This is a genomic window from Microbacterium altimontanum, assembly GCF_058349865.2.
On the sequence record NZ_JBYRJB020000005.1, the window covers coordinates 29,747 to 52,342 of the forward strand.

The following is a 22,596-nucleotide window of genomic DNA, read 5'->3' on the forward strand; positions in this document are numbered from 1 at the left end:
GGTGGCGAGGCCCGATGCCCCCCATCCTGTATGCGCATGACTGCATCGGGCAATCACCACGCCGAATCCGTGATCAGACCGCAACTCCCGGCATCCGTCGCTCACGGTCCTTTCGCCACTCCTTCCCCGCCGCGCCACCTGGCGGCCACCCGTTGTTCGCCCCCGCCCGATGGTCTGAGCGAGCCGGGTTCCGGCATCCACACTGAGAACGGGAGCACGCGAATGACCCCCATCCCCACTCCGTCGAAGGCCGGTGCGCGACGTGTCGTCGCTCTGGTCGCGGCATCCGCCGTGGCCGCCGGTTCGCTGCTGGCCCTCGGCGCCGGCGCTGCACTCGGATCGAGCGCCTTCACCACCGACGCACACCGCGTGACGCACGACAAGACGCAGGACGTGCGGCGGGCGATCGTCGGCGGCAAGGCCAAGAACGTCATCCTGCTGATCGGCGACGGCATGGGCGACTCCGAGATCACCGTCGCGCGCAACTATGCGTACGGTGCGGCCGGGACGCTGCCCGGCATCGACGCGCTGCCGCTGACAGGTTCGTACACCACGTACTCCGTCTACAAGGACGGGGCGAACAAGGGCAAGCCCGACTACGTGCCCGACTCGGCGGCCACCGGAACCGCCTGGGCGACAGGCAGCAAGAGCTACGACGGCGCGATCTCGGTCGACATCGACGGCACCCCGCTGCCGAGCCTGCTCGAGCTCGCGAAGGCGAACGGCTACCGCACCGGCGACGTGTCGACGGCGGAGATCCAGGATGCGACGCCCGCCGTGCAGCTCGCGCACGTGGGCGATCGGGGATGCTTCGGCCCCGACAGCGCCGCATGCGGTGCCGACGCGCTCGCCGCCGGCGGGCTCGGTTCGATCTCGGAGCAGCTGCTCGACACGCGCGCCGATGTCGTGCTGGGCGGCGGGCTGGCCTCGTTCCGTCAGACCGCGAAGGCCGGGCAGTGGGAAGGGTCGACGCTCCTCCAGCAGGCGACGGCGCGTGGGTACCGGGTGGTGACGGATGCCGCGGCGCTCGCGTCGGTGAAGAAGGCCGACCAGACGCAGCCGCTGCTCGGGCTGTTCACCGACGGCAACTTCCCGACGCGCTACGCCGCCACCACGGCGACGGTGGGCGGCGCCGACACGCCGACCACCTGCACGGCGAACCCCGATCGGCTCTCCACGAAGCTCTCCCTGAAGTCTCTGACGGCGAAGGCCATCGATCTGCTGGCCGCCGGCGCGAAGAAGCGTGAGAAGGGCTTCTTCCTGCAGGTCGAGGGTGCCTCGATCGACAAGCGCGACCACTCCGCGGACGCCTGTGGACAGATCGGCGAGACGCTCGATCTCGACGAGGCGGTACAGGCGGCGCTCGCGTTCGCGAAGAAGGACGGGAACACCCTCGTGCTCGTCACGGCCGACCACGCCCACACGAGCCAGATCGTCGACTCGACCCCGCCCACGGCCCTCTCGACGGCGCTGACCACCGTGGACGGCACCGTCATGAAGGTGTCGTACGGCACGAACAAGGCCGGCAGCTCGCAGCAGCACACCGGCGCGCAGGTGCGGATCGCCGGCTACGGTCCGGGAGCCGCCAACGTGGTCGGACTCACCGACCAGACCGACAACTTCGGCACGATGAGCCGGGCGCTGGGTCTGACGACGGATGCCGTGGCACTGAGCAAGCGGGCGAGTGTCGCGTCGGGCTTCGCGAAGGCCGGCAAGAGGGTCACCGTGCGCGGCGCCGGCTTCGCGGGCGACCGTCAGGCCGCCGTGACGATCGGCGACCAGACGCAGCGAGTCGATGTGATCGACGGCACTGTGACCGCCACCTTCACGGCGCCGGTGCCGGCCGGCCGCCAGCAGGTGCTCAAGGCGACCGTGACCGGCGCGCAGACCGGCGTCGCCAAGACCGCGCGGATCACCGTGCGCCGCTGACGCCTCGCCTCATGCAGAAGGTGTGGGGCGGCCGGTTCACTCGAGCCGGCCGCCCCACGCATCCGCTGTTTCACATGAAGTCGCCTGGCGCACACCGACCCGACGCCAGGTTGATGTGCATCCGGCGGTTTCATGTGAAGCCGGCAGGGCACGCGGGGCGAGCCGCCGAACGAATGACGCGGGATGCGGCGGCTCAGAGGACCTTCGAGAGGAAGGCCTTCGTCCGCTGGTGCTGGGGGTTGGTGAGCACCTCGTGCGGGTCGCCGGCCTCGACGACGACGCCGCCGTCCATGAACACGAGCGAGTCGCCCACCTCGCGGGCGAACCCCATCTCGTGCGTCACGACGACCATCGTCATGCCCGACTGCGCGAGCTCGCGCATCACGTCGAGCACCTCGCCGACGAGCTCGGGATCGAGCGCGCTCGTGGGCTCGTCGAACAGCATCAGCTTCGGGTCCATCGCGAGCGCTCGGGCGATCGCGACGCGCTGCTGCTGCCCGCCCGACAGCTGGGCCGGGTAGTGGCCCATCTGGTTGCCGAGCCCGACGCGCCCCAGCAGCTCGCGGCCGCGGGCCGCGGCATCCTTCTTCGACGCGCCCTTCACCCGCATCGGCGCCTCCATCACGTTCTCCAGCGCGGTCATGTGACCGAACAGGTTGAAGTGCTGGAAGACCATGCCGATGTCGCGGCGCTGCTTCGCCGCCTCCGCGGGCTTCATCTCGTAGAGGCGGTCGCCGCGCTGCCGGTACCCGATCAGCTCGCCGTCGACGAACAGGCGGCCGGCGTCGATGCGCTCGAGGTGGTTGATGCAGCGCAGGAACGTCGACTTGCCGGAGCCGGACGGCCCGATGACGCACATCACCTGTCCGCGCTCCACGCGCAGCGAGATCGACTTGAGCACCTCGTTGCTGCCGAAGCTCTTGGAGACCATGCGCGCCTCGACCATGGGCGCCTGCTCGGTGAGCGCGGTCATCCCTTTCCTCCCGTCTCGATGCCGACCACGATCGCCTCTCCGTCACCGGCGAGCACGGGCCGGCTGCGGTCGGTGCCGCGCGCGAACCGCTTCTCGACGAAGTACTGCCCGATCATCAGGACCGAGGTGAAGAACAGGTACCAGACCGACGCGACGATCAGCAGCGGGATCGGGGCGAAGATCGTCGCGGAGATGTCGCGTGTGCGGCCGAACAGGTCGGCGGTGAAGGGAATGGCGACCACGAGGCTCGTGGTCTTCAGCATCGAGATGACCTCGTTGCCGGTCGGCGGGATGATCACGCGCATCGCCTGCGGGATGACGATGCGGCTCATCGTCTGCCCCCACGACATGCCGAGCGCGCGCGACGCCTCCTCCTGCCCGGGGTCCACCGACAGCAGGCCGGCGCGGACGATCTCGGCCATGTACGCCGACTCGTTCAGCGCGAGGCCCACGACGGCGATGAGGAACAGCGGCGGCGTCCACGTGATGGGGATCACCGCCCAGGTGTGCACGAACGGGATGCCGACGATGATCGTCTTGTAGATCAGCGTGACGAGGCCCCAGAACACCAGCTGCACGTACACCGGGGTGCCGCGGAAGACCCACAGGAACGCCCACGCGATCCACTTCAGCACCGGGTTCGGCGACAGCCGCATCACGGCGAGGATGAGGCCGAGGATGATGCCGAACAGCATCGCCAGCACCGTGAGCGCGAGGGTGACCATCGCGGCCTGGGTGACGCGCGTGTCGAACAGGTACTTGCCGACGAGGTCCCACTGGAACGGCTGGCGCTGCGCGGCGTCGAGGATGAACAGCACCACCAGGATGATGAGGATGACGGCGAACGTGTTGCGCCACGGATGCCGCAGCCGCACCGCCTTGATGGCCTCGCCGCGTTCGGTCGGGATCGTGCCGGTGTCGGCGGGGGTCGGTGTGCGCCCGGCCCCCGCCGGATCCGACGCCGATCGGTCGGTGTCGCTCATGGGCTACTGCTTCGACGCCGCGTTGACGTCGGCCGCCTTCACGGCGCCGTCCTCAACGCCCCACTTCGTGAGGATCTTCAGGTAGGTGCCGTCGTCGATGAGCGCCTGCAGCGTGTTCTTGATGACGTCGGTCAGCTCGCCGCCCTTGGTGGTGGCGAACCCGTACGGTGCGACGTCGAACGTCTCGCCGGCGGCCTGGATCTTCTCGGACTGCTGGTGGATCGCGTACTCGGTGATCGGCGAGTCGGCGCTCATCGCGTCGACCTGGCCGAGCACGAGGGCGTTCGTCGCCTGGTCCTGACCGTCGTACTTCAGCACCTGGATCGCGGGCTTGCCGGCATCCGTGCACTTCTTCGACTTGGCGGGGAGCTCCTCGGTGTCCTCGTACGTGCCCGCCTCGACGCCGACCTTCAGTCCGCACGCGTTGTTGGGGTCGACGTCCTTGCCCTTCTGCGACGCCCACAGCACACCGGCGCTGTAGTAGTTGACGAAGTCGACCTGCTTCTCACGCTCGACGGTGTCGGTGAACGACGAGACGCCCATGTCGTACTTGCCGCCGACGATCGACGGGATGATGTTGTCGAACTTCGCCGTCGTGTACTTGGCCGTCACGCCGAGCTTCGCGGCCATCGTGTTCGCGAGATCGATGTCCCAGCCGATGGGGTTGCCCGCGTCGTCCTTGTACTCGTTCGGCGCGTAGGTGGGGTCGGTGCCGATCTGCAGCACGCCGGCCTTCGCCACCGACTCGGGCAGGGTCTTGGCCAGGGCGTCATCCTTCGTGACGCCGTAGGGGTTCGCGCCGTCCGAGCTGGCGCCGGTGGCGCCGCCTCCCGGGTTCGGGTTCTCCGACGCCTCGTTGTTGACGCATCCCGTCAGCAGAAGCGCCGCCGCGACGACCGCGACGGGCAGAGCGAGCATCCTTCGCATTTCTCACCTTTCCTCGTCCTCGAGGGTTGCGGCGTCTCGGGTTGTCCGCCGATTCCCAAAGTCTAGGGACACGACGACGGGTCCGAGATGACGATCTGGTTTCGGCCCCCATGTCGCGCCAGAACCCGGCGAGCCGGGCATGACGGATGTCACGGCCACATCGTGACGGGAGTGTGCGGGCCGGATCGTGCCCGGCCGGGAGCATGAAGGCATGGAATCGACAGCAATGACAGAGCCCGCCGCGAAGGATGCCGCCGCCGGCGCGGCGCCGGCGATCGCGGCAAGCGGATTGGTCAAGAAGTTCGGTCAGGTGCGCGCCGTCGACGGCGTCGACCTGCAGATCGCGCCGGGCGAGGTCGTGGCCTTCCTCGGACCGAACGGGGCCGGGAAGACGACCACGATCGACATGATCCTCGGACTGTCGCGCCCCGACGCCGGCGAGGTGAGCGTGTTCGGCACCAGCCCGCGCGGTGCCATCGCACGCGGTTACGTGTCGGCGGTGCTGCAGACGGGCGGACTGCTGAAGGACCTCACGGTGCGCGAGACGGTGGAGCTCACGGCGAGCCTGTTCGCCGAGACCCGGCCCGTCGACGAGGTGCTCGAGCGCGCCGGCATCCGTTCCATCGGCGACCGGATGGTCGGCAAGTGCTCCGGCGGCCAGCAGCAGCGGCTGCGCTTCGCGATGGCGCTGCTGAGCGACCCGGGGCTGCTCATCCTCGACGAGCCGACCACGGGCATGGACGTCGAGGGCCGCCGCTCGTTCTGGCAGGCGATCCGCGCCGACGCCGATCGCGGTCGCACGGTGCTGTTCGCCACGCATTACCTCGAAGAGGCGGATGCGTACGCCGACCGGATCGTGCTGATGAGCCACGGTCGCATCGTCGCCGACGGCACGACCGCACACATCAAGAACCTCGTCGCGGGTCGCGTCGTGCGAGCGGCCCTGCCCGGCGCCGACCCGGTCGCGCTCGCTGCGATCGCCGGAGTGCGCGACGTCGAGGTGCAGGGCGACCGCGTCGCGATCAGCACGACCGACTCCGATGCCCTCGCCCGTCATCTGCTCACCGAAACCGCCGCTCACGACCTCGAGATCTCGTCGCAGAACCTCGAGAGCGTGTTCCTCGCCCTCACCTCGGAAGGAGCGGCCTCATGACCGCCATCGCCCCCGTCTCCCTCGAACGTCGTGTGCCGCCGTTCGGCGGCTTCAACCTGCGATTCCTCGGCATCGAGCTCAAGCGCCGGTTCCGCAACTACCGCACGCTCGTGTTCACGGTGGTCTTCCCCGTGGCGATGTACCTCATGATCGGGTATCCGCAGCGGAACACCCCGCTGATGGACGACCAGCCGATCGCACAGGGCGGGCTGTCTGTGGCGGCGTATCTCATGGTGTCGATGGCGGTGTACGGCGCGATGATGTCGGCCACCGCGTCGGGCGCCGCCGTCGCGGTCGAGCGGTCTCTCGGCTGGAGCAGGCAGCTGCGCCTCACGCCGCTGAACCCTGCCGCCGCGGTGGCGACCAAGGTCGTGGCCGGAATGCTGTTCGGTCTCCTCGCGATCGTCGCCACATATCTGGCGGGAGCATTCACCGGCGTGCACATGAGCTGGTCGCAGTGGATCGCGTCGGGCCTCGTTGCCTGGCTCCTCGGCGCGGCCGTGTTCACGGCGCTCGGTCTCATGATGGGATACCTCGTGCCGGGCGAGAACGCGATGCAGCTGACGAGCCTCGTGATCGTGTTCCTGGCGTTCATCGGCGGCCTGTTCTACCCGGTGAGCATGATGCCGCAGGTGCTGCAGGATGTCGCAGCCTGGACGCCCGTGTTCGGCATCGGCGAGCTCAGCCGGGCGCCGCTGACCGGGGAGGGCTTCGACCTCGCGGCGCTCCTGAACGTGCTGCTGTGGCTGGCGCTGTTCGTCGCCGGGACCGTGCTGCTGTTCCGCCGCGACACCAAGCGCGTCTGAGCCCGAGAGCGCGACTACCGCGAGTTGCCCCTCCGTTGCGCGAGTTGCCCCTCCGTTGCGCCTGTTGCCCCTCGGTTGCGCGAGTTGCCCCGCGGTTGCGCGAGTTGCCCCTCCGTCACCGCGGGGTGACTCGCGTACGACGGTGCAGAACACCGAAACTAAGGTGAGGATGATGCGGGACGAGATCGACGACGATGCGGTGCGCCGCGAGGTGGCGCACAGCGGGCCGCCCTGGCCGGTGCGTCCGCGGGCGGCAGGCGGCGCGGCCTTCGTGAGCCTCCCCGACGCGCTATGGTCGCGCAGCACTGTGAGCTGGTACATCGGCGGCACGATGTCCCTGCTCTGGCTCATCGGCACCGGCCAGGAGGTCCTCGACCGGGCCGGCTCCGCCGCTTCAGCCACCATCGGCATCGCGCTCACCGTGGTGTTCGGGCTCACGTTCCTCCTCGTCGTCCCGATCGGCTGGGCGCTGCCCGCGCGGCTGCGCGGCATCCCGGTCCTCGTCCTCCTGACGTTGTCGTTCACCCTCATGCCGTGGCTGAGCTGGGGCGTCCGGGGTCTCTGGACGTACATCGGCGTCGCCCTCGGCATGATGGTATTGAGCTGGCGGGTCACGTTCCTCGGGATCCTCGCCCTCGCCGTGGGCGGGCTGTGGTTCGGCTGGCTCCTCGACGGTCTCTCCGAGGACGATCTGTGGGTGCCGGCGATCATCCTCTCGATCTCGCTGATGATGGCGGCCTTCGCCCGCACGTTCGCCGCGATGAACCAGCTGCGGGCGACGCAGGATCAGCTCGAGCTCCTCGCGGCCGAACGGGAGCGCGGGCGGATGGCCCGCGACATCCACGACATCCTCGGTCACTCGCTCACGGTCATCACCGTGAAGTCCGAGCTCGCGCACCGGCTGATCGACGCCGATCCCCCGCGGGCGAAGGCGGAGGTCGCGCAGATCGAGCAGCTGGCGCGTGCGGCACTGGCCGACGTGCGGGCGACTGTCGCGGGGGCTCGGGGTGTCACGCTCGCCGGTGAACTGGTCGCCGCGACGGCGGCGCTCGAGGCGGCGGGCATCGACGCGGAGCTTCCGCGGGCGACGGATGCGGTTCCTGGCGCGCGCCGGGAACTCGCGGCGTGGGTGGTCCGCGAAGGTGTGACGAATGTCGTGCGCCACTCGGGCGCCGAGCGCTGCGAGGTGCGACTGGGCGCCGGGTCGATCGAGATCGCAGACGACGGAGTGGGTCCCGTGACGGCCGGGGCGTCCTCGACGGGGCTCGCCGGCCTGCGCGAGCGGGTCGAGGCGGCGGGCGGTCGCATGACGATCGGCCGCAGCGACCTCGGCGGCTTCAGTCTGAAGGTGACGCTGTGATCCGGCTGCTGATCGCCGACGACCAGGCGCTGGTGCGCGGCGCCCTCTCGGCGCTGCTCGGGCTGGAGCGCGACATCGACGTGGTGGCGGAGGTGGGCCGGGGCGACGAGGTCGTGGCCGCGGCGCTCGGCTCGCAGGCCGACGTCGCGCTGCTCGACATCGAGATGCCGGGGATCGACGGGATCGCGGCTGCGGCGCGGCTGCGGGCGGAGGTTCCGGCGTGCCAGGCGCTGATCGTGACGACGTTCGGCCGACCGGGTTATCTGAAGCGCGCGATGCAGGCCGGCGCCTCCGGCTTCATCGTGAAGGACACTCCCGCCGCACAGCTCGCAGACGCCGTACGCCGGGTGGCGCAGGGGCTGCGTGTGGTGGACCCGATGCTCGCCGCGGAGTCGCTCGCGCAGGGCGACTCGCCGCTCACGGAGCGCGAGACCGATGTGCTCGAGGCGGCGCGGTCGGGGGGTTCGATCGCCGACATCGCCCGCATCCTGCACCTGTCGGAGGGCACCGTGCGGAATCACCTGTCGAGCGCGATCGGCAAGACGGGGGGCCGCAATCGGGCTGATGCAGCCCGCATCGCGGAGGAGAACGGCTGGCTGTAGGTCAGCCGGCCTGAGAGGGACCGCCGGGAGGGACTGCCGGTCAGCGGATGCGCACGGCCGCCGGCTGCACCGAGATCACGGCGCGCGTCACCTCACCGAGGTCGTCGCCGTCGACCTCGAAGACACGCGGCTCGTCGAGCTCGACGGTGAGGGCGGTCACCCGACGGTGCGTCGTGCTGTCGTTGCTGTGGGCGGAGTCGTCGCCGCGGACGAAGAAGCGCTTGATGCCGTTGTCCCAGCCGACGGTGCGCAGCGTGTCGAGCCATCCGCTCACGCCGTCGGCGTGCAGGACGAGCAGGTCGAGCTCGCCGTCGGTCGGGTCGGCGTCGGGCAGAAGCGTCATCCCGCCCTGCAGCGTGCCGCAGTTGCCGACGATCACCGTGTGGGCCCTGTCGGATTCGGCGTCGCCGTCGTCCATCGCGAGGCGCACGTCGATGACCGTGCTGGCCGACACGGCCCGACCGAGGGACTCGACGTAGGCGAGCCATCCGGCCTTGTCCTTGAGCCGGTCGTCGGTCTCCATAATCATGTGCGCATCGATGCCGAACCCTGCCATCACCGCGAATGCGTGGCGGCGCGTCCCGGTCGGAAACGTCACCTCGGCCCAGCCGATGTCGAGGGGCGACGCCTCACCCGAGAGGGCGCGGGTGATCGCGGCGGCCGCATCGTTCAGCGGAATGCCCAGGTTGCGGGCGAGCAGATTGCCGGTCCCGAGGGGCACGAGGCCGAGCTCGGCATCCGCGTGCGAGTCGGCGAGCTCCTCGGCGACCGCGCGAACCGTGCCGTCGCCCCCTGCCGCGATGACGAGGTCGGCTCCGGCGGCGAGCGCGTCGCGCGTGGCCGAGCGGCCGGGGTCGTCCTCCTCGGTCTCGAACCAGTCCACCTCGTCGGGGTCGGCTCCCGCCTTGCGCAGCGCGGCGTCGAGCTCGTCACGACTCGTCTTCGAGGGGTTCCACACGATCCCGATGTGCTGCTGCGCCATGGCTCGAGCTCCGTTCTCTCCGGTGTCGTCACTGTAGATGACGTCGGGCACGGCGTGGAACGTTCGTGGTTCGTGCCGCATCCGTCGATCAACCGCGAGCGGCCCACCACTCGCGCAGCCGGCGCTCGGCCTCCTCCGGACCGAGGATTCCTTCGTCGAGCCGGAGATCGAGCAGGAACCGGTATGCCTCGCCGACCTCGCGGCCCGGCTTGATCCCGAGGATCTGCTGGATCTGGTTTCCGTCGAGCTCGGGACGGATCGCGTCGAGCTCCTCCTGCGTCGCGAGCTCGTCGATGCGCCGCTCGATGTCGTCGTACGCCGACGCCAGCATGCGCGCCTTGCGCTTGTTCCGCGTCGTCACGTCGGCGCGCGTCAGGATGTGCAGCCGCTCGAGCTCGTCCCCCGCATCGCGCACGTAGCGGCGGACCGCCGCATCCGTCCACGCCCCCTCGGCGTACCCGAAGAACCGCAGATGCAGCTCGATCAGCGTCGTCACCGTCGCGACCGTGTCGGAGTCGAAGCGCAGCTCCTTGAGCCGCTTCCGCGCCAGCCGCGCTCCGCGGATGTCGTGGTGGTGGAAGGTGACCGCACCGCCCGGCTCGAGCTTGCGGGTCGCCGGCTTGCCGATGTCGTGCAGCAGCGCGGCCAGCCGCAGGCGCAGGTCGGGTGCCTGCCCCGGATGCCGCTCGTGCTCGAGGTCGATCGTCTGACGCAGCACCGTGAGCGAGTGCTCGTACACGTCCTTGTGGTGGTGGTGCTCGTCGATCTCGAGCCGCAGGGCCGGCACCTCGGGAAGGAACTGCGCCATGAGCCCGGTGTCGACGAGAATCCGGATGCCTCGGCTCGGGTCCTCTGTCGCGAGAAGCCGCATCAGCTCGGCCTGGATGCGCTCGGCCGACACGATCTGGATCGTCTCGCGCAGCCGTTCGATCGCGTCGAGCGTCTCAGGGTCGACGTCGAACTCGAGCTGCGAGGCGAATCGCGCCGCGCGCAGCATCCGCAGCGGATCGTCGCCGAAGCTCATCGCGGGGTCGATGGGCGTGCGGAGCATGCCGCGCACGAGATCTTCGACGCCGCCCGTCGGGTCGACCAGCGTGCGCGCGGGCAGCTGCAGCGCCATCGCGTTAACGGTGAAGTCACGCCGGACGAGGTCGCCGTCGATCGTGTCGCCGAATGCGACGACCGGCTTGCGCGTCACACCGTCGTAGCTGTCGGCGCGGTACGTCGTGATCTCGACCTGCTCGCCGGCGATGCGGGCGCCGATCGTGCCGAATTCGCGGCCGATGTCCCACTGGGCGGTCGAGATCGGCTTGACGATCCGCAGGATCTCGTCGGGCCGGGCATCCGTCGTGAAGTCGAGATCGTGCGTGTCGCGGCCGAGGAGCGCATCGCGCACGGGACCGCCGACCAGGGCGAGCTGGCGGCCCGCCGCAGCGAACGCGCCGCCGAGCGCTGCGACGGCGGGAGCGTCGGCGAGCGCATTGAGGCGCGCGACACCCTCAGCCATGTTCAGCATGGATTCCAGCCTAACCTCGCGCGGACGCCGGGCAGCGTCGCGATCCGTTCCCCTCCCGCGAGATCGTACGATTCCGTCCACTGCACATCATCCCGCGCGCGAAGTGGTGTTCATTCGGCGAAGTCGTACGATCTCGCCGCAATCCCCGGGGGCGGGGAGGACGGCGAGATGGCCGGGCGTGCCGGACTCAGACGAACGAGAGGAAACCGGTGAAGAGAAGCTCCCGCACGCGCGGCAGGAGATCGGCGTGGAGCGCCGTCCGGTCGACCTCCAGCAGCTGCGCGATCGCGTCGATGAGCGCGCCGGCCGGGAGGTCCCCGTCGCACGCGCCGACCAGGGCAGCGAGCGCCGTGTCGACCTCCAGCGCCCGGGCGAACCCGCCACCCTGGCGCAGCTCGATGACGCTCGGCGCTTCGGCCCCGGGCAGGTGGTGCCGCGCCTCGGTCACATCGGGGCCGACGGACAGCACGGATGCAGCGAGCCCCGCGTCGTCGAGAGCGGTGAGCCGGTCGTGCGCGGCGAGCGCCTGGCCGAGATGCACTCCGAGCCCGCTCTCGGCGATCGGCTGCGCGATCCGCTCGTAGCGCGCGAGCGTCGGCGTCCCCGTCGCGGGGCGACGCAGCACGATGTATCCGAAGCCGATCTCGGTCACGCCTCGCGCGGCGAAGTCGTCGAGCCACGCGCCGAGCAGCCGGTCGTAGCGCGGCGTTCCCGGAACCGTCCCGCCGTCGCGGATCCACAGCTCGGCGTATGCCACCGGATCGAGCAGCTCCCGCTCGATGACCCAGGCGTCCAGCGGCACCGGCGACGACTCCACCCAACTGCGCACTCTGTCGAGGCCCGACTGACCGCCACGGCTCTCCCAATTGCCGAGCAGCTGCGCCGTGCCGCCCGCTGCGAGATGCACTCCCACACCGGTGACGAACTCGGCGACGAGCCCGTCACCGACGCGTCCGCCGTCGCGGTACTCGTAGGCGGGGACGTCGACGGTCCGCGGCGTGATGACGAACGGCGGGTTCGACACGATCCGGTCGAACCGCTCACCGGCGACCGGTGCGAACATGTCGCCGAGCCGCGTCTCGATGCCCTCGACGCCGTTCAGCAGCGCGTTCAGCCTCGTGTACCGGAGAGCTCGCTCAGAGACGTCGGTGGCGACGACGGATGCGGCGTCCCGCCGCGCGCGCAGGCTCTGGATGCCGCAGCCGGCGCCGACATCGAGCGCCCGCTCGACCCGCGAGGTGAGTTGTATTCCGGCGAGGGTGAGCGACGCGCCGCCGACGCCGAGCACGTGGTCCTCGGGAAGCGGGCCGCCGAGGGCCGCCTCGTCGAGGTCGCTGGCGATCCACCACTCGCCCTCGCCGTGCTCGTCGGCGAACGACTGCGGCCGGATGAGCGCCACGGGGCGGATCATGTCGCCGTCGCGCTGGGCGAGGCCGAGGGCAACGAGCCCGTCGATCCCCGTCTGCACGAAGACAGCGGATGCCTCGGCCGCCGCCACGTCGTCGGCGAGGCCGAACAGCCGTGCCACGACGGCCAGCGGCCGGGAGTCGCCGGCCAGCGCACGGCGGGCGGGCAGCGCGTGTCCCCGCCCGATCGCGCCGTCGGCGGCGTCTCCCCACGCCGAGCGCACCGCGTCGGTGCGGTATCCGGCGGCGTCGAGGTCGGCGGCGAGGGATCGGCAGACGGCGGGATCGGGGGTGGTCATCTGCCTATTCAACCGCCGCGCGGTCCGCGCGGCATCCATCGCACCGCCGGTCCCTCGACCGCCGCGCCTCGATGGCGGCGTCACCCCTCCGTCGGCCGGGTCGGCGCCGCGCTGTGCGGCCACAGCCCGCCCGACGCATCCGCCCCGCTTCCATTCGGCACCGGGAAGCGTCGTCGGCCGGCGCGCACTCGGCGGCCACCGAGACCTCCCCCGTAGAATCGCACCGAGTCCGCCGGTCTCGTGCCGGGCGGACGGTTCACCACCATGTCCGTGACACCTTCCGACCCCGCTACGCGCGCGTCACGGGCCGCTCTCCCTTCGCGGCCCGACCCGCGCGCCCGCGTCGACCCCGGTGAAGGTCGAGGTGCGCAGCCCGGGGTGACCCCGCGCACACGGGTTCGACCTGCAGCACGCCGGCGCAACGGGACCGGCAATCGGGTGCGCTTCGCGTCGCTGGTCGCGATCGCGGCTCTCCTGCTCGGGCCGCTCTTCGCGGCTCCCGCACAGGCGGAGGACGCCACCCCCACTCCCACGCCGACACCCACCCTCTCCGGGGAGGTGGAGGCGTACGTCTCGCCGACCGGAAACGGCATCCTCCGCGAGGACCGCTCGCTCTCGGTGTGGGCGACGCTGCGCAACGGCACCGCTTCGGCGCTGTCGGGATCCGATGTGACGCTGCAGATCGGAACCGGGACGATCACCGACCGAGCGGCGCTGTCCGCCTGGCTCGGCGGATCGGCGCCCGACGCGGCGATGAAGACGCTCGCGACGGCATCCATCGACCCTGTCGACTCGGGCCAGACGCAGGCGACGATGGTCTCCGTTCCGGCCGACGATCCGGCGTTGAAGGGACTCACGCCGGGCGTGCACCGCATCTCTGCGACGATCCGCGGCGCCGCGCAGAGCCGCACAGCGACGAGCGTCGTCGTGGTGCCCGACCCGCATGCGACGAGCCGCACCCCGGTCGGGCTGGTCGTTCCGATCACGGCCGGTCCGCTGAGCGCCGGCCTGCTCACGGCCGACGAGCTGACAGCCCTCACGGCGCCCGATGGTGACTTGACGGCGCAGCTGAACTCCGTCGCGGGAACGTCGGCGATCCTCGCGATCGATCCGGCGATCCCGGCCGCCATCCGTGTGCTGGGAACCTCGGCTCCCGAGACCGCGACTCGGTGGCTCGCCCGCCTCGATGTGCTGCCGAACGAGCGGTTCGCGCTGCAGTTCGGGGATGCCGATGTTGCGGCGCAGCTCGCCGACGGCCGTTCGTCCCTCCTGCAGCCCACGTCGCTGCAGTCGTACATGAAGCCCGAGGACTTCATCCCCGATCCGGATGCGACGCCCGAGCCCGGCGTGCCGAGCCCCGCGGATGTCGGTGCGACCGACGGTCTCTCACCCAGCCCGACGCCGAGCCCGACCGAGACGACCGGGCCGAACGAGCCCGTGTACCCGTCGCTCGAGTCCCTGCAGTTCCTCGGTCAGAACACGCGCGCGGCCGTCATGTGGCCGTTCACTGGAACAGCCGACGCGAAGTCCGTCACGGCGCTGAGTGGCCGCTCGAGCGGCAGCGACTCCGGCGTCACGCTCATCCCCTCTGCTTCGACCGCGTCGGGTGCGACCGGTGTCGCCGCCGCGCACGGCACCGCCGGCAAGGCGGACGTGCTCGTGTACGACTCGGCGACATCGACGGCGCTGCAGGCCGCGTCGATCGAAGACGACCCGGCCGTGCGGGGGTCGTCGCTGTCGGCCGCGACGGCGTACCTCGAGCTCGCGGCGGCGAAGGCGGGCAGTGCGCCACTGCTGGTGGCCGTCGATCGGTCGGCCCTGCGCTCGAGCCTTGGCCTCTCGTCGGCCGTCGAAGCCGTGACCGGCGCCCCGGGTACGACGCCGGCGACGCTCGCGTCGCTCACCGCCGCGGCCGCGAAGCCGGTGACGATCACGGACGGGTCGGGCGACGCGGCGCGCGTGGGCGCCCTCGGACAGCTTCTCCGGGACGAGCGCGAGCTCGGTGACTTCTCCTCGATCCTCGACGACCCGACCCTCCTCACCGGCCCCGAGCGCGCGACGATCCTGCAGCTGATGGGCGGCGGCTGGCTCGACGACGCCACCGGCTGGACGACGGCGATCGCCGAACACCGGGCCGCCACCGTCACGACGCTCGGCGCCGTCTCCGTGGCACCCACGAGCAGCATCAACCTCGCGGGGACGGTCGCGACACTGCCGTTCGCCGTTCGCAATGACCTGCCGTGGCCGGTGAACCTCACTCTCATCACGCGACCCGACGACCTTCGCCTCGAGGTGCAGACAGTGACGGAGGTCACCGCGCACGCGTCGAGCACCACCCGTGCGCCTGTCCCGGTGCGTGCGCGCATCGGCAACGGCGAGGTCACCCTCGACCTGCAGCTGCGCAGCCCCACCGGGGTGAAGATCGGCTCGCCGCAGGCGGTCGACGTCACGGTGCACGCCGAGTGGGAGGCGATCGGCCTCACCGCGCTCGGGATCGCGATCGGCGGGTTCCTCGTGATCGGCCTGGTTCGCACCGTGCTCGCACGACGCAGGAAGAACACGGATGCCGCGGCCGACGCTGCGGCGGATGACGACGCCCCCTCCACCGACGACGACGGGAAGAGCCTGTGACGAGCATCGGCCGCGCGAGCGTGCTCATCGGAGCCGGAACGGTCGTCTCGCGGCTCACCGGATTCCTCCGCCAGATCGTGCTCGTTGCGGCGCTCGGCGGCGCACTGAGCGCCGCGGGGAACGCGTTCGGCGTCGCCAACCAGCTCCCGAACAATATCTACGCGATCATCTCCACCGGGTTGCTCGCGGCTGTCGTGGTTCCCCAGATCGTGCAGGCGGCGTCGCATCCCGACAGTGGGCGCGCCTTCATTTCGAAGCTGTTCACCCTGGGCACGGTCGTCCTTCTGGTCGTCACCGTCCTCGCGATGCTCGCGGCACCGCTGCTTGTACAGCTCTATGCCGACGGATTCACTCCCGACCAGCAGGCCCTTGCCACGGCGTTCGCATACTGGTGCCTGCCGCAGATCTTCTTCTACGGGCTTTACGCCCTCGTCGGCGAAGCGCTCAATGCGCGGCGGATCTACGGACCGTTCACCTGGGCGCCGATCATCAACAACATCGTTTCGATCGCCGGATTCGGAGCGTTCATCGGCCTCTTCGGGCCGATCGGCGCCGTGGTCGCGTGGACGCCCGCGAGCATCGCCTTCATGGGCGGAACAGCGACTCTCGGGATCGCGGTGCAGGCGGGGGTGCTCATCGCATTCTGGCCTCGCACCGGCCTGAGGCTTCGACCCGACTTCCAGTGGCGTGGTGTGGGCTTGAACAGGATCGGTCGCCTCGCCGGCTGGACGTTCCTCATGGTGCTGCTCGGCCAGATCGCCGGGCTCATCCAGTCACGGGTCCTGTCCGACGCCGCGGAAGGCCACCCGGGCATCTTCGTGTCGCAGAACGTGTGGCTGCTGTACATGATCCCGTACTCGCTCATCGTTCTCTCGATCGGCACTCCCTACTTCACACGACTCAGCGAGCACGCCGCCGCAGGGCGGCATGAAGAGGTGCGTACGGACATCGGCCGCAGCATCCGCACTGTCGGAGTGTTCATCGTCTTCGCCACGTTCGCCCTCGCCGCGGCGGCCATTCCCGCAGCGCGAATGTTCACGAAGACCCCCGAGACCGCGGCCGCGGCCGCGTTGGTTCTCGTGGCCTTCCTGGTCGGGCTCATTCCGAACGCCGTGCAGTTCACGATCCAGCGCACGTTCTACATGTACAACGACACGCGGACCCCGTTCCTGTTCACGATCGTGCAGTCGGGCATCGTGATCGCGGGGACCTACGCGGCTGGAGCAGTCGTGCGCATCGAGCTGCTGGCCGCAAGCCTCGCCCTCGTGCAGTCCTTCGCGGCGATCGTCCAGTTGGTGCTCGCGACGTGGCTGCTGCATCGCAAGATCGGTGATCTCGGCGCTCACTCGTGGATGTTCGCCCTCGGCCGTTTCACGCTCGCCGCCATTCCGGCAGCCCTCGTCGGCTGGGGCGTCTTCGTGCTCTCGGGCGGGATCTCGGGGTGGATGGCCAGCAGCATCCTCCTCGGCGCGATCGGAACGGCCGTCATCGGCCTGGTGGCCCTCGTCGTCTACGTCGCCTTCCTCGCGCTGCTGCGCGCACCCGAACTGCGCCCGGCGCTCGACACGGTGCGGCGGCTCGTGCGCCGCTGAGGCCCTACAAGCTCGGCGCCGACATCGCAACCCACCTTGTCGACGCATCCGTCCTGCCTACTCTGAACGCATGGCCGAGAAGATGACGCATGACGTGGTTGTCGTCGGGGCCGGTTTCGCCGGAATCGCGGCCGCGACGCGGCTCGCGCGCGACGGCGTCCGCGTGCTGCTGATCGACAAGCATCCGTACCACCAGTTCCAGCCGCTGCTGTATCAGGTGGCGACCGCCCAGATCTCCGTCGCCGATGTCGCCCGCCCGTTGCGGGGCATCTTCCACCGGCACCGTCGTGTGCAGCTGAAGATCGACGAAGTCACGAAGATCGACGCCGCCGAGCACACCGTCACGACCGCCGACGGATCCACATTCCAGGGCGGCATCCTGGTGCTCGCGATGGGCGCGGAGCCGAACTTCTTCAACACTCCGGGCGCACAGGAGCACGCGTATCCCCTGTACTCGGTCGACGATGCGACGGCGCTCGCCTCGCGGATGCTCGGCATGCTCGACGGGGCCGCCGACGTGCAGGGCCCGGATCCGTTCTCGGTCGTGGTCGTCGGCGCGGGGCCGACCGGCGTCGAGACCGCGGGTGCACTGGCCGAGAACTTCGACTACGTCGTCTCGAAGTACTTCTCGCCGCAGTTCGCCGATGCCTGCACGGTGTACCTCGTCGACATGGTGAAGACCGTGCTCGGCCCCTTCAGCACCGACTCTCAGCACTACGCCCACAGACGGCTCGGCAAGATCGGCGTGCGCGTGAAGCTGGGCAGCGGCGTGACCGAGGTGACCGAGACCGGCGTGACGCTCGCCGACGGAACGACCATCGAGAGCCCCGCGGTGATCTGGGCCGGCGGCCTCAAGGCCAGCTCTGTGCTCGGGACGTCGGGCCTGCCGCAGGGCAAGGGGGGCCGGATCGACGTGAACTCCGATCTCACGGTGCCAGGCGTCGAGGGCGTGTACGTGCTCGGTGACGCAGCGAATCTGACGGATGCGTCGGGCAACCGCATGCCGCAGCTCGCCTCGGTGGCGCAGCAGGCCGGCTCATGGGCGGCCCGGAACATCCTCGCCGATCTGCACGGCGGATCCCGCACTCCCTTCCACTACCGCGACAAGGGCATCATGGCGATGGTGGGCCGCGGTGCCGCAGTCGCGGAGATCGGGCCCAAGAGGGTCGGAATGAGAGGACCCCTCGCGTTCCTCGCGTGGCTCGGCGTTCACGTCGTGCTGCTGTCGGGGATGCGGCAGCGCATCGGTGCCGTGGTGTCGTGGTGCTGGGATTACCTCACGCACATCCGTCCCCAGGTCGTGGTCTATCAGCCGGACGAATACGCGCACGGGCGTGACACCACCGCCAGGGCCCGCCTCGCGCCGGATGGCGACAACGAGAAGTAGGCCCGGTCGCGGGAGTGCTTCCCGGTGCTGGAATGCCCCGCGGTTACGATGTGTTGAGGCATCCAGACGGTGATGCACCGTCTGCAGACAGGGAGATACAGTGCGTCAGCTCATCATCATCGGATCAGGCCCCGCGGGTTTCACCGCCGCCATCTACGCGGCGCGGGCGAACCTGAATCCGCTCGTCATCGCGAGCAGCGTCGACGTGGGCGGCGAGCTGATGAACACCACCGAGGTGGAGAACTTCCCCGGCTTCCCCGAGGGCATCCAGGGCCCCGAACTCATGGCGAAGCTGCAGGCTCAGGCCGAGAAGTTCGGCGCCGAGATCGCCTATGACGACGCCGTCGAACTCGACGTGGCGGGCCCGGTCAAGCGGGTCACCCTGGGCAGCGGCAAGGTCGAGGAATCGGACGCGCTCATCTTCGCGACCGGCTCCGCCTACCGCAAGATCGGCATCGAGGGAGAAGAGCGTCTCTCTGGTCGCGGCGTGTCGTACTGCGCGACCTGCGACGGCTTCTTCTTCCGCGAGCAGGAGATCGCCGTCGTCGGCGGCGGCGACTCGGCCATGGAGGAGGCGACCTTCCTCACCCGCTTCGCTTCCAAGGTGTACGTCATCCACCGCCGCGACGAGCTGCGCGCCTCGAAGATCATGCAGGAGCGCGCGTTCGCGAACGAGAAGATCGAGTTCGTCTGGAACAGCGAGGTCGTCGACATCCTCGGTGAGAACGCCACCACGGGTGTCGTTCTGCAGTCCACCGTCGACGGCTCGCGCCGCGAGCTCCCGGTGACGGGCGTGTTCGTCGCAATCGGCAACGACCCTCGGACCCACCTCGTGCACTCGAAGCTCGATCTGACCGACGCCGGCACCGTCTGGGTCGACGGGCGCTCGTCTCGCACATCGGCTGCCGGGGTGTTCGCGGCGGGTGACGTCATCGACCCGACGTACCGGCAGGCCGTCACGGCCGCGGGCTCGGGCACCGTCGCTGCGCTCGACGCCGAGCACTACCTGGCCGTGCTCGGCGAGGCCGGGGCGCCCGAGGTCGACTCCGACGAGATCGGCGGTCGACCGGCGGCCACGGCGTCCGCCGTCTGACCGGAACAAACCACCCCGCGTCAGCGTTACAGCAGGTGAACGACTTCCACCACCCCAAGGAGAGACATGACCGCCAAGGCGACCACATCCGCCACCTTCGAGCAGGACGTGCTGCAGGCTGATGGCCCCGTCCTCGTCGACTTCTGGGCTGCGTGGTGCGGCCCGTGTCGCATGGTCTCGCCGGTCCTCGACGAGATCGCGAGCGAGAACTCGGACAAGATCACGATCGTCAAGCTGAACGTGGACGAGAACCCTGATCTGGCGATGAAGTACCAGATCACCTCGATTCCCGCGATGAAGGTGTTCCAGAACGGCGAGGTGAAGACCTCGATCATCGGCGCGAAGCCGAAGTTCGCACTCGAGCAGGACCTCGCCGAGTACCTCCGCTGAGGTTCCTCTCACACAGCCCCCGCGACGTTCTCGTCGCGGGGGCTGTCATATGCCAGCGTCGGCATGCACGGTGAGGTCAGAGGTCTGTCCGCGACTCGGCTACGGTCGGTCCGCCTCGACGCTCGCCTCGACAGCGCCGTCCGACGCACCGGCGGCCGCGACGATGTCCTTGATCTCGTCGGTCGCGAATCCGGTCCGAACGGCCCACACGTATGCGACGATACCCACGACCACCTCGGCAAGCATCCCCCACGGGTAGCCGAGCGCCGGGGGCGTCATCGGCCCGTACTCGCCGAGGTAGCCGATGAGGAGTGATGCGAGCAAGAGCCAGATCAGCCACCAGTTCGCGGTGACGTGTTGCCGCGCCTCCAGCGTGCTCGTCACCCACACCGCGAAGCAGAAAGCGACGACGAGCGCACAGAAGGCGAGGTAGTAGACCGGGAACGGCCAGCCGCCGGGCCGCTGCCCACCGCCGGTCGTGAGAACCCAGCCGCCGGCCGCCGCCACCCAGATCCAGAGCACGAAGAACACGACGCTGACAATGATGCTCGAAGCGGCATTCATCCACTTGTGCTTCCAGGCGAAATAGGCGGTGAAGAACGGCAGGCCGACGAACGTCGCCGTGATCACGTTCGCGAGCGTCGAGAATCCGCTCCAGTAGAGGATCAGCACCGCCGCGAGGAACGACACCGGTGACCAGAACCGGTATCCCTTGAGGCGGAACGGGCGCTTGAGGGATGCAGCGGTTCGTCGGAGCACGGGCAGGCCGGCTCCGCCCATGATGTAAGTGAGCACGGCGGCGGAGCTGATGAAGCCGACGAGCTGGTACCAGCTGGGCGCCGGGACGAAGAACACACAGCCGACGACGGCGGAGACCACCAGCGGCAGCCAGGGGATGCCGAAACGATTGTTCGCGGTGAACGCCTTCGGGATGTTGCGGTGCACACCCAGTCCGTACCCGGTGCGCGCGCCGGTTCCGAGGTATACCCAGCCGGTGGCCAGCGGCGAGACGGCGGCATCGATCAACAGGAACGTGCCGAGTGCGGCGAGAGCCGCCATGTTGGCCGAGTCGAGCGCATGGAAGAGCGGGCCGTCGGCCCATCCCCCCGATACGAGCTTGTCCCATGAGCCGGGAGCGAGGCCCATGTCCTTCCAGTCCAGCGCGCCGATGAACGCGATCTGGAGAAGCGTGTAGATGAGCGCCGGGATCGCAATCGATCCGATGGTCGCGAGCGGAACGTTGCGCTGAGGGTTGCGCGCTTCGCCGCCGTAGTCGAGCGCCTGCCGGAATCCGAGCAGCGAGAAGATGATGCCCGTCGTGGCGATCGCGTGGAAGATCGGCGGGACACCGAGGGGCGCGAAGCCGCCGTAGCTCGTGAAGTTCTGCCCCTTGAGGATGAAGAACAGGAAGATGAAGGTCAGCGTCGGTAGTGCGATCTTCCAGAGGGTCACCCAGCGGTTCGACTCCGCCAGAAAGCGGGCACCGAAGAAGTTCAGTGCGAAGAAGACGAGCATCAGCGCGAAGCCGGCGAGAATCCCGGTCGGCCAGCTCAGCACATCCACGCCATCGACGTTCGTGAGCAGGTGAAGCTCCGGGAAGCGCCCGCCGATGTAGGTGAGCGTGGCTTCGGCCTCGATGGGCGGGATGGACACCACCGACAGCCAGTACGCCCATCCGATGATCCAGCCCGACAGTGAGCCATGGGTCAGATACGTGTATCGCACGATCGCGCCCGAGCGGGGCAGCATCGCGCCGAGTTCGAGATACGTCAGCGCGATGAGGAACACCAGGACGGAGGCGATGATCCACGACAGGATGGCGGCAGGACCCGCGACGCCGGCGGCGGCGAGGACGCCGAAGAGCCAGCCCGAGCCGATCTGCGCGCTGACGCCGAGGAGCAGGAGCTGCGTCAGGGAGAGTCTGCGCTTGAGGCCGCTGTCGGCGGCCTCAAAGGTTCCGGTGACGGGTTCTGGCTCGCTCTTCGTGCTGCTCATCGGTGACACTTCCTCGTGTGATTCGATGTCACGGCCCGTCCCCGCGGGCGGGTCGCCGGTCCCCACCGTACGCCGATCGGCGATCACCGTGGTCTGGTCGTGCGGCGCGTCAGCGGATGCGCGCGCTGGGGCAGGATGAGTCGGACTCCCGCATCAGGGACGCCGGCAGGCTGTCGTGGTTCAGGATGCGTCGGCCTGCACGACCGCATCCCAGCGGCGGTGCGTGTTGGCTTCCCCGAGCAGCCGCCATACGGCGGGGGTGAGCGCGGGGTACTCGATCGAGATCTGCCGCAGCACCCGGTAGTGCCGGCTCGCGTTCGGTCGCACGCCGCCGTTTGCCGCGATGTTCTCCGCGCGCAGGGTCAGGACGACGAGTTCATCGACCGTGGGCAGATCCTCCATGAAGTCCCACGGGTCTTCACCGCCGAGCAGACGCTCCTGGACGAGCACCGCCAGCTCGTCGGCGGCTTCCGCGCGCAGCAGTTCCAGGCTCGCGCGACGCGGAATGCTCACGTCACGGGCGTCGTCTGCTCGGTCGGTCATCGTCCCAGCCTACGCGGGCACGCTGTGCT

At 69.6% G+C, this 22,596-nt stretch carries 18 protein-coding genes; 10 read left to right on the plus strand and 8 right to left on the minus strand.

Annotated elements, in window-relative coordinates; all coding sequences use genetic code 11:
* Positions 1–222 precede the first annotated feature (222 nt).
* Positions 223–1,929 (plus strand): alkaline phosphatase, encoded by a 1,707-nt coding sequence (gene phoA, locus AC3RX1_RS09725; RefSeq protein WP_491501037.1) that lies wholly within the window; start codon positions 223–225, stop codon positions 1,927–1,929.
* Between the two features lie 193 nt (positions 1,930–2,122).
* On the opposite strand, the gene AC3RX1_RS09730 is transcribed toward phoA, so the two are convergent.
* From AC3RX1_RS09730 to AC3RX1_RS09740, 3 genes are read right to left on the minus strand one after another with little or no spacing between them, the layout of a single operon-like run.
* Positions 2,123–2,902 carry an amino acid ABC transporter ATP-binding protein gene (locus AC3RX1_RS09730; RefSeq protein ID WP_491501038.1) on the minus strand — a complete coding sequence of 260 codons (780 nt, stop codon included), beginning with the start codon at positions 2,900–2,902 and terminating at the stop codon, positions 2,123–2,125.
* Complete coding sequence (locus tag AC3RX1_RS09735; RefSeq protein WP_491501039.1) at positions 2,899–3,885, minus strand: amino acid ABC transporter permease; 987 nt, start codon at positions 3,883–3,885, stop codon at positions 2,899–2,901. Before AC3RX1_RS09735 ends, AC3RX1_RS09730 begins: the two co-directional genes overlap by 4 nt.
* A gap of 3 nt (positions 3,886–3,888) precedes the next feature.
* Positions 3,889–4,803, minus strand: a complete 915-nt coding sequence (locus AC3RX1_RS09740) for an ABC transporter substrate-binding protein (protein WP_491501040.1) — start codon at positions 4,801–4,803, stop codon at positions 3,889–3,891.
* Between the two features lie 220 nt (positions 4,804–5,023).
* Here AC3RX1_RS09740 and AC3RX1_RS09745 point away from each other — a divergent pair, with 220 nt between their 5' ends.
* From AC3RX1_RS09745 to AC3RX1_RS09760, 4 genes are all read left to right on the plus strand, one after another.
* Positions 5,024–5,965, plus strand: coding sequence for an ABC transporter ATP-binding protein (locus AC3RX1_RS09745; protein ID WP_491501041.1), 942 nt, complete (start codon positions 5,024–5,026; stop codon positions 5,963–5,965).
* Entirely contained in the window at positions 5,962–6,771 is an 810-nt protein-coding gene (locus AC3RX1_RS09750) for an ABC transporter permease (protein WP_491501042.1), read from the plus strand. The genes AC3RX1_RS09745 and AC3RX1_RS09750 overlap by 4 nt, the downstream gene beginning before the upstream one ends.
* A gap of 172 nt (positions 6,772–6,943) precedes the next feature.
* Positions 6,944–8,131 carry a sensor histidine kinase gene (locus AC3RX1_RS09755; RefSeq protein ID WP_491501043.1) on the plus strand — a complete coding sequence of 396 codons (1,188 nt, stop codon included), beginning with the start codon at positions 6,944–6,946 and terminating at the stop codon, positions 8,129–8,131.
* On the plus strand, positions 8,128–8,733 hold the full coding sequence (locus AC3RX1_RS09760; protein WP_491501044.1) for a response regulator transcription factor: 606 nt from the start codon (positions 8,128–8,130) through the stop codon (positions 8,731–8,733). Before AC3RX1_RS09755 ends, AC3RX1_RS09760 begins: the two co-directional genes overlap by 4 nt.
* Before the next feature lie 40 nt (positions 8,734–8,773).
* On the opposite strand, the gene AC3RX1_RS09765 is transcribed toward AC3RX1_RS09760, so the two are convergent.
* From AC3RX1_RS09765 to AC3RX1_RS09775, 3 genes are all read right to left on the minus strand, one after another.
* The gene (locus tag AC3RX1_RS09765; RefSeq protein WP_491501045.1) at positions 8,774–9,766 is read right to left on the minus strand and encodes a diacylglycerol/lipid kinase family protein; all 993 of its coding nucleotides are present in this window, start codon (positions 9,764–9,766) and stop codon (positions 8,774–8,776) included.
* Between the two features lie 37 nt (positions 9,767–9,803).
* Positions 9,804–11,231, minus strand: coding sequence for a CCA tRNA nucleotidyltransferase (locus AC3RX1_RS09770; RefSeq protein WP_491501046.1), 1,428 nt, complete (start codon positions 11,229–11,231; stop codon positions 9,804–9,806).
* A gap of 187 nt (positions 11,232–11,418) precedes the next feature.
* On the minus strand, positions 11,419–12,936 hold the full coding sequence (locus AC3RX1_RS09775; protein WP_491501047.1) for a DUF7059 domain-containing protein: 1,518 nt from the start codon (positions 12,934–12,936) through the stop codon (positions 11,419–11,421).
* Positions 12,937–13,314: 378 nt separating this feature from the next.
* On the opposite strand from AC3RX1_RS09775, the gene AC3RX1_RS09780 reads away from it, so the two are divergent.
* The 5 genes from AC3RX1_RS09780 to trxA all read left to right on the plus strand — a co-directional run bounded on the left by AC3RX1_RS09780 (position 13,315) and on the right by trxA (position 20,029).
* Positions 13,315–15,567, plus strand: a complete 2,253-nt coding sequence (locus tag AC3RX1_RS09780) for a DUF6049 family protein (protein WP_491501048.1) — start codon at positions 13,315–13,317, stop codon at positions 15,565–15,567.
* A complete protein-coding gene (gene murJ / locus AC3RX1_RS09785) occupies positions 15,564–17,159 on the plus strand; it encodes a murein biosynthesis integral membrane protein MurJ (RefSeq protein WP_491501049.1) in 1,596 nt (531 codons plus the stop codon). Before AC3RX1_RS09780 ends, murJ begins: the two co-directional genes overlap by 4 nt.
* 70 nt (positions 17,160–17,229) lie before the next feature.
* On the plus strand, positions 17,230–18,546 hold the full coding sequence (locus AC3RX1_RS09790; protein ID WP_491501050.1) for an NAD(P)/FAD-dependent oxidoreductase: 1,317 nt from the start codon (positions 17,230–17,232) through the stop codon (positions 18,544–18,546).
* Between the two features lie 100 nt (positions 18,547–18,646).
* Positions 18,647–19,639: a thioredoxin-disulfide reductase gene (gene trxB / locus AC3RX1_RS09795; protein ID WP_491501051.1), complete on the plus strand. Its 993-nt coding sequence runs from the start codon at positions 18,647–18,649 to the stop codon at positions 19,637–19,639.
* A gap of 66 nt (positions 19,640–19,705) precedes the next feature.
* Positions 19,706–20,029 carry a thioredoxin gene (gene trxA / locus AC3RX1_RS09800; protein WP_491501052.1) on the plus strand — a complete coding sequence of 108 codons (324 nt, stop codon included), beginning with the start codon at positions 19,706–19,708 and terminating at the stop codon, positions 20,027–20,029.
* A gap of 99 nt (positions 20,030–20,128) precedes the next feature.
* On the opposite strand, the gene AC3RX1_RS09805 is transcribed toward trxA, so the two are convergent.
* Positions 20,129–22,024 (minus strand): APC family permease, encoded by a 1,896-nt coding sequence (locus tag AC3RX1_RS09805; RefSeq protein ID WP_491501053.1) that lies wholly within the window; start codon positions 22,022–22,024, stop codon positions 20,129–20,131.
* A gap of 180 nt (positions 22,025–22,204) precedes the next feature.
* On the minus strand, positions 22,205–22,567 hold the full coding sequence (locus AC3RX1_RS09810) for a tryptophan synthase subunit alpha (RefSeq protein WP_491501054.1): 363 nt from the start codon (positions 22,565–22,567) through the stop codon (positions 22,205–22,207).
* Positions 22,568–22,596: the final 29 nt, after the last annotated feature.

Bases quoted from the DNA above. Each gene is read 5' to 3' on its own strand.
- phoA (WP_491501037.1), top strand. From the start codon at position 223: ATGACCCCCATCCCCACTCCGTCGAAGGCCGGTGCGCGACGTGTCGTC.
- AC3RX1_RS09730 (WP_491501038.1), bottom strand. From the start codon at position 2,902: ATGACCGCGCTCACCGAGCAGGCGCCCATGGTCGAGGCGCGCATGGTC.
- AC3RX1_RS09735 (WP_491501039.1), bottom strand. From the start codon at position 3,885: ATGAGCGACACCGACCGATCGGCGTCGGATCCGGCGGGGGCCGGGCGC.
- AC3RX1_RS09740 (WP_491501040.1), bottom strand. From the start codon at position 4,803: ATGCTCGCTCTGCCCGTCGCGGTCGTCGCGGCGGCGCTTCTGCTGACG.
- AC3RX1_RS09745 (WP_491501041.1), top strand. From the start codon at position 5,024: ATGGAATCGACAGCAATGACAGAGCCCGCCGCGAAGGATGCCGCCGCC.
- AC3RX1_RS09750 (WP_491501042.1), top strand. From the start codon at position 5,962: ATGACCGCCATCGCCCCCGTCTCCCTCGAACGTCGTGTGCCGCCGTTC.
- AC3RX1_RS09755 (WP_491501043.1), top strand. From the start codon at position 6,944: ATGCGGGACGAGATCGACGACGATGCGGTGCGCCGCGAGGTGGCGCAC.
- AC3RX1_RS09770 (WP_491501046.1), bottom strand. From the start codon at position 11,231: ATGCTGAACATGGCTGAGGGTGTCGCGCGCCTCAATGCGCTCGCCGAC.
- AC3RX1_RS09775 (WP_491501047.1), bottom strand. From the start codon at position 12,936: ATGACCACCCCCGATCCCGCCGTCTGCCGATCCCTCGCCGCCGACCTC.
- AC3RX1_RS09790 (WP_491501050.1), top strand. From the start codon at position 17,230: ATGGCCGAGAAGATGACGCATGACGTGGTTGTCGTCGGGGCCGGTTTC.
- trxA (WP_491501052.1), top strand. From the start codon at position 19,706: ATGACCGCCAAGGCGACCACATCCGCCACCTTCGAGCAGGACGTGCTG.
- AC3RX1_RS09805 (WP_491501053.1), bottom strand. From the start codon at position 22,024: ATGAGCAGCACGAAGAGCGAGCCAGAACCCGTCACCGGAACCTTTGAG.
- AC3RX1_RS09810 (WP_491501054.1), bottom strand. From the start codon at position 22,567: ATGACCGACCGAGCAGACGACGCCCGTGACGTGAGCATTCCGCGTCGC.